This is a genomic window from Ruminococcus callidus ATCC 27760 (assembly GCF_000468015.1).
GTDB lineage: Bacteria > Bacillota > Clostridia > Oscillospirales > Ruminococcaceae > Ruminococcus_C > Ruminococcus_C callidus.
In genome coordinates this window covers 48147-58718 of record NZ_KI260329.1, presented here as the reverse complement: position 1 = coordinate 58718, position 10572 = coordinate 48147, and the positions used below count along the sequence as shown (strand labels likewise).

The window sequence follows — 10572 nt, the reverse complement described above, 5'->3', positions numbered from 1 at the left end:
TCTTTTTTTGGCTCACCTCATTTTAACACATACAGAAAAAGAAATATTTTTTGAAAAAAAGGCTTGACAAGTCTTTCGTTCTATGATATAATAAGAAACTGTGGCGGCTATGCCGCAAAAAATCAGAGATTCACAGGACTACTGTCGGCACAATGGCCGATGGGCTGCTGTTGATACAAACAACAGATACAGGAGGTGAAACCCCATGAGAGAAGGCATTCATCCGAATTTTGAAAAGACCACCATCACCTGCCACTGCGGCAACGTAATGGAAACCATGTCCACCAAGAAGGACATCAAGGTCGAAATCTGCTCGAAGTGCCACCCGTTCTTCACCGGCAAGCAGAAGCTGGTTGACACAGGCGGACGCGTAGATCGTTTCAAGAAGCGTTTCAATCTGGACTAATTCAGATTACATTTTTCGAACACGACAATGGAAAAGGGACGGTATTTTGTTTACCGTCCTTTTTTGTCTACGTGGAGGTAGATACAAGAATGGAATATCGTACCATTGCCGCACCGGTATCGGCTTCGTTTGTGGAGAAAAAATCGGAATTTATTGCCCAGCTTTTTCCGGTACGCACGCAGGAAGATGCTGTGGAAGCCATTGAAAATGTCCGCAAACAGCACCGCAGAGCGAGGCACAATGTCTACGCTTATCTGCTGCGGGAAGGCAACGCTTCCCGCTATTCTGACGACGGCGAACCGCAGGGCACTGCCGGCATGCCGATTCTGGACGTGCTGCAAAAAAACGGACTGACGGATATTTGCTGTGTGGTCACCCGATATTTCGGCGGCGTGCTGCTGGGAGCGAACGGGTTGGTGCGGGCATACTCTCACAGCACTGCCCTCGCCATTGAAAATGCACAGGTCAAAGTCATGCTCCCCTGCTATCCGGTTTCCATTCAGACGGACTATGCCCTGTACGGGAAAATCGCGTACCACCTGCCGCAGGAAGATATTCTCCAGCTGGACACGATCTTTGAAGATCAGGTAGAGCTGAAACTGCTGGTGCGGGATACCCTGTGGGAACCCCTGAAAAAGGAACTGATCGACCTGACCAGCGGACAGGTGGAGATCGTTTCCGGCGGGCTGCAATACGCAGACTTTTCCAAGGCGAAAAAATAATTTTCGAAAAAAGAGGAGTTTTGCAATTTCCTGCGTATATATAAAGGAAGCATTGAGGCGGCACGGCACTGACTTGCCTGTTTCGCCTTGAATAACCCCTGCCCTTTTCGGAGGTGATGTGCCATGACCATTCGTGAACAACTGGAACAACAGGAACTGGAATACCTTTCACCGGACGCATGCCCAAACATCGGACACGCCCGCCGGCTTCGTCCGGAACCGCCCTGTCCCTATCGGACGGAGTTCCAACGGGACCGCGATCGTATCCTGCACTGTAACTCGTTCCGGCGGCTCAAGCGGAAAACACAGGTTTTCCTTTCCCCTGCCGGAGATCACTACCGCACTCGTCTTACCCATACGCTGGAAGTCGCACAAGTTGCCCGTACCATTTCCCGTGCTCTGCGGCTCAACGAGGATTTGACCGAAGCCATTGCACTGGGGCACGATCTGGGACATTCGCCTTTCGGGCACAGCGGAGAATCTATTCTCAACAGCATCTGCCCCCACGGGTACCGGCACTATGAGCAGAGCCTTCGTGTAGTTGACCTGATTGAGAAGCACGGGCAGGGACTGAATCTGACGGCAGAAGTCCGCAACGGCATTCTCTGCCATACCAATCGGGTGGCAGATACCAAAGAGGGCAACGTTGTCCGTGTGGCAGACCGCATTGCCTACATGAACCACGACATTGAGGACGCGATTCGTGCCGGCATTTTGCAAAAAGAAGAACTTCCCAAAGATGTATTGGAAGTATTGGGTGACACCAAGACCAAACGCATCACCTGTCTGGTGGGAGCCGTGGTGGAGCACGGTTCGGAAACCATTGGCATGGCTCCGGAGATTCAGGCAATGCACGACAAGCTGCATGCTTTCCTGTTTGAACGGGTATACTATAATCCCATCGCCAAGCAGGAGGAAAACAAGGCAAAGCTGCTGCTGGAAACGCTGTATACCTACTTTATTTCCCACGCTTCCCTGATGCCGCCGGAATATCTGGCAATTGCAGAAAAGGAAGATGTGCACCGTGCGGTATGCGACTATATTTCCGGCATGAGCGATGGCTATGCCGTGGATCTGTATCAGGAATTATTCATTCCGAAAAGTTGGAAATCATGATCTTGTTCCAAAAAGGCGGTGACAAACAATGACATACAGCAATGACTTTTTGGAACAGATTCGGGCAGCATGCCCCATGGAAACGATTGCCGGCAACTACGTCAATCTGATCCGGCGGGGCAGACACTATGTTTGCAACTGTCCGTTTCACTCTGAAAAATCACCGTCCTGTACCATTTTTCCGGAAACCCAGAGCTTCTACTGCTTCGGCTGCGGGGCTGGCGGCGATGTCATTACGTGGGTTCGCCGCATGGACAATCTGGAATTTACCGATGCAGTCAAGCAGCTGGCGGAACGATGCGGTCTGCAAGTGCCTACCGATCGGGAGGCAGACCGCCGTGCATATCTCCGCACCCGCATGTTCGCAGTCAATCGGGAAACTGCAAATTTCTATTTCCGGAATCTCATTTCCGGCAGCGACAAACGCGGGCTGCAATATTTCATTTCCCGCCAGCTGAAACCGGAAACGATAAAAAAATACGGACTGGGCTACGCTTCAGACAGCTGGAATGCCCTGACCGACTACCTGCTGCAAAAGGGGTTCACAGAGGAAGAACTGCTTCTGGCAAATGTGGCACACCGTTCTAACAAAGGAAATCTGTATGATGCCTTTCGCGGACGTGTGATGTTCCCCATTGTGGATACGCGGGGAGCTGTGATCGGCTTCGGCGGCAGAGTGCTGGACGACAGCCAGCCAAAGTATCTGAACACGGCAAAAACACCGGTGTTCGACAAGGGCAGCAATCTGTTCTCCCTCAATTTCGCCAAGGACAGTTCTTCCACGATCATGATTCTGGCGGAAGGATATATGGACGTGATTGCGATCAACCAAGCCGGCTTTTCCAATGTGGTGGCGACGCTGGGAACGGCGATCACGCCGGAACACGCCCGAAAGCTCTCCAGATTTGCCAAGGAAGTGGTCATCGCCTACGACAGCGACGGCCCCGGACAGCAGGCAACCCAGAAGGCGATCAACCGGCTCAGTGAGGTGGGAATTGCCACCCGCATTCTCCACATGACCGGTGCAAAAGATCCGGACGAATACATCAAAAAATACGGCTCAGAGCGTTTCCGGCTGCTGCTGGAAAGCGCTGGTGATGCCATCAATTTCCGGCTGGACCGGTGCAAAGAGGGATTAGACCCCGACACGGAAGCCGGAAAAGTACAGCTTCTGAAACGGGTGGTATCTGTACTGGCGGAAATTCAGAACCCGCTGGAACGGGAGGTATACCTCTCCCGCACGGCGAATAAGTGGGAGATCTCCGCAGAAGTTCTGCATCAGCAGGTGGAACGCACCATACGCAGCAAAAAGAAGTTGGCTTCTACGCAGGCGTGGAAAGATATTATTGAACACACCGTCCGACCGGAACCGCAGCAGCCGCAGTCTGCAATTCCGCTGCGGGAGTACAAGGCGGAGGAACGCATTCTTTGCTACGTGCTGAACCGACCGGACGAGTCGGCATGGATCATAGAACAGATCCAGCCGGACGCGTTCCCTACACCGCTGTACCGGCAGGTGCTTGAGGCATTTGCTGACAGCGTAAAGCGGCAAACCGGCTTTTCCCTTTCAGCAATGGGCGATGTGCTCTCCGACAGTGAAATGGGAAAGCTCAGCGGCATTTCTGCCCGCAATCAGGAGATCCCTGTGACAGCAGAAGAAGTCAAGGACTGCATTCGTACTCTGAAAAACGATATGCCGTCTGCAATCGAAACTGATGAAGACTTATTAAAACTGATTCAGAAAAAGCAGCACCCTGACGGGTAAACAGGAGGAACAATACTATGGAACAGAAAAAGATGACTATTGATGCACTGATGGAACAGGGCAAAGCAACCGGAAAACTGACCACCAAGGAAATCACCGATGTATTGGACGAACTGGACTTCGACACCGATCAGCTCGCCTCCATTATCAGCAGCTGTGAACAGCTGAATATTGAGATTGTAGACGACTCTGTTGCTGATGACGTGTTGAACGACAATGATCTCAACATGTCCGACGATCTGGAGATGACCCTTTCTACAGAGGGCATCGCCATTGACGACCCTGTTAAAATTTATCTGAAAGAAATCGGCCGTGTGCCGCTGCTCTCTCCGGACGAAGAAACCGAGTTGGCAAAGCGTATGGCAGAGGGCGACAGCTATGCGAAAAAGCGGCTGTCCGAAGCAAACCTGCGTCTGGTTGTCAGCATCGCCAAGAAGTATGTGGGCAGAGGTATGCAGTTTCTGGATCTGATTCAGGAGGGCAATCTGGGTCTGCTGAAGGCGGTAGAAAAGTTCGACTACACCAAGGGCTTTAAGTTCTCCACCTATGCGACATGGTGGATCCGGCAGGCGATCACCCGTGCCATTGCCGATCAGGCAAGAACCATTCGTATTCCGGTACACATGGTGGAAACCATTACCAAGGTCAAAAAGGTTTCCAGCCAGCTGCTGCACGAAACCGGTCACGATCCGTCTGCGGAAGAAATCGCAGACAAGCTGGAAATGCCGGCAGAACGTGTACGGGAGATCATGCGAATTGCACAGGATCCGGTTTCTCTGGAAACCCCGATTGGTGAGGAAGAAGACAGCCATCTGGGCGACTTTATTCCGGACGACGACGCTCCTGCTCCGGCAGATGCCGCTTCTCTGATGCTGCTGAAAGAGCAGTTGAATGAAGTGCTCTCCACGCTGACAGACCGTGAGGCGAAAGTTCTGCGGCTGCGTTTCGGTCTGGAGGACGGTCGTTCCCGCACACTGGAAGAAGTGGGCAAGGAATTCGATGTCACCCGCGAGCGTATTCGCCAGATCGAAGCAAAGGCTCTGCGGAAACTGCGTCACCCCAGCCGCAGCAAGAAGGTCAAGGATTTCTTGGACTAAAGGAAACACTGCATAAAGCCTGCCTGACGGCTTTACGCAGTGCTCACTTAAGGCAATACCGCACAAAGATTGTGCGGTATTGCCTTAATGTAAGTATAATTCCTGCTGCACACCGATCTCGCCTTGCAGCGTATAAATAACTGTATATGTAACGCCGTCCTCGGTTTCGAGGACGGTTGTTTTTTTCTCCAGAATCTCCGTCTGTGCAAGAAAATTGTCCTCATATCGCTGAATCTGCTCCTCCACATTTTGTGCGGCTTCTGCCGGTGTCAAGGTCAGCAGACGGGTGCGGTATTCGTGAAAACTCTCCTGATAGATTCCCAGCGGCAATTCCCTGCCGAACAGAGAAAACCAGTGATAGCCGGAAGTCCGGATACTGTCTGCATAGGGCGAATCTGTACTGCCCAGCGGCAGATGCCATGTGAACAAGTCCAGATACTTCCGCGTGGTCACCGCACCGGTGGGACGGCGGAGTTCTTGGGTGTAGGGACAGGAGAATTGCTCCGTCTGTTCATACTGCCCGATAATGCTGCCCATGGCATGACGAATTCCCACGTGTCCGGTTTCGTCTGTGTACAGCCCACTGACCAGCAAGTCCCCTTTCCGCACCGGTTCCCCTACCAGCTTCATCAGCTGTCCCCGATAAATCGACACCGAAACAATATGCCCGTCCTGTGCGGCAATGATGTTGGACGGCTTGCGGGTCATCTGCATTTCCGGTTCCGGTGTCCGTTCCAGAATTTCCACTACCAGCCGATTTCCTGTGTGCCGCATGCCCACCCATGCCGCTTCCTCTACGGAAGTGCAGAGCCTGTTTTCACAGTGCCCGAAATCGATCGACGGAATCCAGCTGCCCCGCTGTACGCCGCATTCTTCCAGAATTGCTGTGACCTCCGATGTGGAAATGGTGTCGTCGGCAATCACCTCGATCTGCATGACGATGTTGGAACCGTAGAACAGCAGTCCCGCTGCAAGCAGAATTCCCAGCGGCACCCCGAACCGGAAACGGTTTCGGTACAGAAAGCTTTGCAGAGTGCGGCAGGGTGTCAGTTCCAGCTGTACCCCGTTTGCCTGTGCCAGTTCCTGTACAGTTTTGCAATGCTTTGCGTAAAAGCGAAACTGATATGTGTTTCCCTGACAATGCTGTTTCCGGCAGCACACCCCCGCTTTCTGCATGGCGTTGATAAATGCATACAATTTTCCGCCGGCTGCCGCCGCCTTATACTCTCCCCGCAGATGCTGTTCCATTGCGTGCCCCCTTTGGTGTCAGTGTGATCGACTGGATCTTTCCGTGAATCCGCAGGCTTTCCGGTGAACGGCTGTCCGTCTGCAATTCGCTCCCCCAGATCTCCAGCACCAGATCTGTGGTTTGCAGGACAATTCGAATGTCATTGTATTCCAGTATCCTGCGGCAATTCTCAATGAAAATTTCCCGATCGCTGTGCATTTCCAGATGTGTTTCCAGCTGCAACACACGTCGTCCTGCCTGAATCAGCCGGTTCTCCATGAACATCACCTCGACAAAGTCTATGCGAATCCATAACATATTATGTGTGCCGCTATACATACCATGGAACAGGAGGGATCGTTTATGACTGCACATCTTTTTCGCCTGCGGTGGTATACCGTTTTTTTCTTATTGGGACTGTTGGTGCTCTGCACCTGTTTCGCCGGACAGATACAGGCAGAACTGCAAACTGCGGTGAACCGCTGTCTGACAGTCATTATCCCGTCGTTGTATGCCATGATGATTCTGTCCCAGCTGTTTCTGGAAAGCGGTGCCTGGCAGGCGTTGGCACGGCCGCTTCGCCGGTTCAGCACCGCCTTGTTCGGGCTGCCGGAATCTTATTTTGCCCTGTTCCTGCTCAGCCAGTTCGCCGGTTATCCGGTGGGAGCAAGCATGCTCTGTACACTGACAAAACAGGGTGTCCTATCCAAGGAAGATGCGTCCAGACTGCTCTGTGTCTGCTACGGCGGCGGACCGGCGTTTTTGTTGGGACTGCTGGGAACGGTTTCCTGCCGGAGAACCTGCTTTCTGCTGATATTTTCTGCCAATCTGTTCGCCAATCTCCTGCTCTGCTTTCTGTTATTTCACCGGAAGCCGATTTCGCCGCCGGTGAATGGGAACAATGCAATAGCCCCGTTTTCCACACAAATGCTGACGTTTGCCGTCACCTCCGCCGGACGGACACTGTTAAAACTCTGCGGCATGATCCTGTGTTTTGCGGCACTGACTGGCATATTCCAGGCGGCAGGACTGTTCCGTTGCTGCACTGCCCTGATGCAGCAACTGGGAGTGTCATTTCCGCTAGCAGATCTGGTGCGGAGCATACTGGAGATCTCCAACTGCGTGGAACTGCCGCTGCCGATTCCCCTGCGGATTCCGGTGCTGGCAGGACTGCTGTCGTTTGGCGGTGTCTGCGTGCTGCTGCAAATTTGTGCCGTCACAGGGAAAACCATTTCCGTCGGAAAGCTGGTCTGGGCACGGGGCTTTACCGGACTGCTCTCCGGCGGCATCTGTGCTGCTGTACTGCATTTTTCCCCGATTGCTGTATCGGAGCAGGTGCTGACAACATCAGCAGCCCCGCAAACGGCTGCTCACCCAGTTTTTCCGATTCTGATGCTGCTGTGCATGATGCTGCTGGTCTTTCGGGAGGAGCAGAAGCTGCAGCAATCTCCGTGCAGAAAAAAGAATGCCTCATAAATATGCGGTGTTGCCCAAAGAAACACTGCATAAAAATTTTCTAGAAATCACTTGACTTTTTGGACAGAACATACTATAATAAAAGAGTATGAATGTGCTCGCTTTCAGAGCATTGCACAAAATTTCTGCACAGTTACAGAAAGGGGATATTGATCCATGAAACTCAAAAAGAAACTTGCTGCAGCTGCCGTTTCCGGCATGATGCTGGCAACGTGTCTGTCTTCCGCTGCTCCGGTGGTACAGACAAGCCTGTCCGCTGCTGCCGCAGATGATAATAACGACGACTGGCTGCACGCAGAGGGCAGCAAGCTTTACGATGCAAACGGCAATCAGGTCTGGCTGACTGGTGCAAACTGGTTCGGCTTCAACTGCACGGAAAACTGTGCACACGGTCTGTACGCAACTGACATTGATGCATTCCTGAAAACCGTCGGCGACCACGGTATCAACCTGATTCGTATGCCGATCTCCACGGAACTTCTGGTTTCGTGGATGCGTGGCACACCGGATCCTGTCAGCTCCGTTAATGCCGGCTATGAGCCGCCGACCGATCAGGTGGGCGAGGACGGCACTGTCACCAAGGCTGGTACTTATGTCAACACCAACAAGGACTTTGTCAAGGAAGACGGCAAGACGCTGAAAAACAGTATGGAGATCTTCGACGTCATCATGCAGAAGATGAAGGACTACGGTCTGAAAGTCATGATCGACGTGCACAGCCCCGCAGAGCACAACTCCGGTCACAACTACAACCTGTGGTATTATACTTCTGCCGCTTCTGACGGTGACACCATGGCTATTGGTGCGGCTTCCGGTGAAAAGATCACATGGGATATGTGGAAGGATTCTGTCACATGGCTGGCTGAAAAGTACAGCAATGACGATACCATCATCGGCTACGACCTGAAAAATGAACCGCACGGCAAACGCGGCTACAGCGGAAACAAGTGCCCTGAAGATATTGCCAAGTGGGACAATTCTACCGACCAGAACAACTGGGCATATTCTGCGACAGAATGCGGCAACTCTATTCTGGATGTGAACCCCAACGCTTTGATCTTTATTGAGGGTGTGGAACAGTATCCGAAAACAGAAAAGGGCTACACCTATGATACTGCGGACATCTGGCAGGCTCCGGCAGACCAGTCCCCGTGGTATGGTGCATGGTGGGGCGGCAACCTCCGCGGTGTCAAGGATTATCCGATCGACTTCGGCTCCGGTTCCAGAAACAGCCAGATCGTATATTCTCCCCACGACTACGGTCCGTCGGTTTATAACCAGACATGGTTTGACAAGGACTTCACCACGCAGACCCTGCTGGACGACTACTGGTATGACACATGGGCATACATCAACGATCAGAACATCGCTCCCCTGCTGATCGGCGAATGGGGCGGTCACATGGACGGCGGCAAAAACCAGAAGTGGATGGAACTGCTCCGTGATTATATGATCAACAACCACATCAACCACACTTTCTGGTGCCTGAACCCGAACTCCGGCGACACCGGCGGTCTGCTGGGCTATGACTTCTCCACATGGGACGATGACAAGTATAGTCTGTTTGAACCGTCCCTCTGGCAGACACAGGAAAGCGGCAAGTACATCAGTCTTGACCACAAGCGTGCACTGGGTACCGGCTCCACCAGTATTTCCCTGAGTGATTATTACAGCTCTTATGATGCTTCGGAGGGCAGCAATATTGACGGCGGCAGCAAGGGCAGCCACGGCGATACCAAGCCGATACAGTCGGGCACGACCAGTGCCGGCACAACGACCACTACAACTACCACACCGGAAACGGTTGTCGGCGATATTACGCTGGACGGTACAGTGAACGTCAAGGACATGATCCTGCTGATCCAGTATCTGTCCGGAGAAAAGGTAGACAGCAAGGGCAAGGACTTCAAGGCTGGCGATGTGAACGGCGACGGCACACTGAACGGTCTGGATCTGGCTCTGTACCGGCAGGTACTGTCAAAGGCAATCAGCGGATTCCCGAGCTAAGGCGGTGGACTGATGAAACGTGACGATTATTTGTCGTGGGACGAATATTTCATGGGCATTGCCCTGCTCTCGGCACAGCGAAGCAAAGACAGCAACACACAGGTAGGTGCCTGCATTGTCAATCAGGAACACAAAATCGTTTCTGTGGGCTACAACGGCATGCCTACCGGCTGCAACGATGACGACATGCCGTGGGAACGGGAGGGTGATTTCCTCAACACGAAATATCCCTTTGTCTGCCATGCGGAACTGAACGCCATTCTGAACCGCAGTGCCGGCAGTCTACAGGGGTGCAGTTTGTATGTTACCCTGTTCCCCTGCAATGAATGTGCCAAGGCGATCATTCAAAGCGGCATTCGGGAAATCATCTACTACGACAACAAGTATGCGGATTCTGATGCCACGAAAGCCTCCCAGAGAATGTTTCTGCTGACTGGTGTGACCTGCCGACCGTATCACCACACGGAACGACAGATGACATTGGTGCTCTAAGGAAACGCTACATAAAACAAAGATTTCCAGACACCCTCTCCTTCCGGTATTTCTGAAGTGAGAGGGTGTCTTTTTCTGTCCATGTGCAGCAACATTTTTTCTTGCAAAAGCAGGTTCTTAACAATATTTTTTGTGAAATATGCCTAATTTCAAAATTTTCTGGTTTTTTTCAATTTTCCTTTGTGTTTTGTCGGAAAATATGCTATAATAAAATAGATCATAAACTTAGGAAAACACTGCATAAAGCCCGCCTGACGGCTTTG

10 protein-coding genes are annotated in these 10572 nt (G+C 52.2%); 8 read left to right on the top strand and 2 right to left on the bottom strand.

Translation table 11 applies throughout. From position 1 onward, the window contains the following. Window positions 1–205: 205 nt before the first annotated feature. From rpmE to rpoD, 5 genes are all read left to right on the top strand, one after another. Entirely contained in the window at window positions 206–406 is a 201-nt protein-coding gene (gene rpmE, locus RUMCAL_RS03345) for a 50S ribosomal protein L31 (RefSeq protein ID WP_021681102.1), read from the top strand. 89 nt (window positions 407–495) lie between these two features. Further along, window positions 496–1128 carry an IMPACT family protein gene (locus tag RUMCAL_RS03340; RefSeq protein WP_021681101.1) on the top strand — a complete coding sequence of 211 codons (633 nt, stop codon included), beginning with the start codon at window positions 496–498 and terminating at the stop codon, window positions 1126–1128. Between the two features lie 123 nt (window positions 1129–1251). Further along, entirely contained in the window at window positions 1252–2244 is a 993-nt protein-coding gene (locus RUMCAL_RS03335) for a deoxyguanosinetriphosphate triphosphohydrolase (protein WP_040646776.1), read from the top strand. A 28-nt stretch (window positions 2245–2272) separates the two neighbouring features. Next, window positions 2273–4009, top strand: coding sequence for a DNA primase (dnaG, locus tag RUMCAL_RS03330; protein WP_040646774.1), 1737 nt, complete (start codon window positions 2273–2275; stop codon window positions 4007–4009). A 17-nt stretch (window positions 4010–4026) separates the two neighbouring features. Then, window positions 4027–5106 carry an RNA polymerase sigma factor RpoD gene (gene rpoD / locus RUMCAL_RS03325; protein ID WP_021681097.1) on the top strand — a complete coding sequence of 360 codons (1080 nt, stop codon included), beginning with the start codon at window positions 4027–4029 and terminating at the stop codon, window positions 5104–5106. An 84-nt stretch (window positions 5107–5190) separates the two neighbouring features. Here the strand turns inward: rpoD and RUMCAL_RS03320 are convergent, their stop codons facing one another. Both RUMCAL_RS03320 and RUMCAL_RS03315 read right to left on the bottom strand, forming a co-directional pair. Further along, window positions 5191–6354 carry a sporulation protein YqfD gene (locus RUMCAL_RS03320; RefSeq protein WP_021681096.1) on the bottom strand — a complete coding sequence of 388 codons (1164 nt, stop codon included), beginning with the start codon at window positions 6352–6354 and terminating at the stop codon, window positions 5191–5193. Next, window positions 6326–6652 (bottom strand): YabP/YqfC family sporulation protein, encoded by a 327-nt coding sequence (locus tag RUMCAL_RS03315; RefSeq protein ID WP_021681095.1) that lies wholly within the window; start codon window positions 6650–6652, stop codon window positions 6326–6328. Before RUMCAL_RS03315 ends, RUMCAL_RS03320 begins: the two co-directional genes overlap by 29 nt. 45 nt (window positions 6653–6697) lie before the next feature. Between RUMCAL_RS03315 and RUMCAL_RS03310 the strand changes: the two genes are divergently transcribed. The 3 genes from RUMCAL_RS03310 to RUMCAL_RS03300 all read left to right on the top strand — a co-directional run bounded on the left by RUMCAL_RS03310 (window position 6698) and on the right by RUMCAL_RS03300 (window position 10309). Further along, complete coding sequence (locus tag RUMCAL_RS03310) at window positions 6698–7810, top strand: hypothetical protein (RefSeq protein WP_040646771.1); 1113 nt, start codon at window positions 6698–6700, stop codon at window positions 7808–7810. A gap of 156 nt (window positions 7811–7966) precedes the next feature. Further along, window positions 7967–9817 carry a cellulase family glycosylhydrolase gene (locus tag RUMCAL_RS03305; RefSeq protein ID WP_021681092.1) on the top strand — a complete coding sequence of 617 codons (1851 nt, stop codon included), beginning with the start codon at window positions 7967–7969 and terminating at the stop codon, window positions 9815–9817. A gap of 12 nt (window positions 9818–9829) precedes the next feature. Next, window positions 9830–10309, top strand: coding sequence for a deoxycytidylate deaminase (locus RUMCAL_RS03300; protein WP_021681091.1), 480 nt, complete (start codon window positions 9830–9832; stop codon window positions 10307–10309). The last annotated feature ends 263 nt before the right edge of the window (window positions 10310–10572 follow it).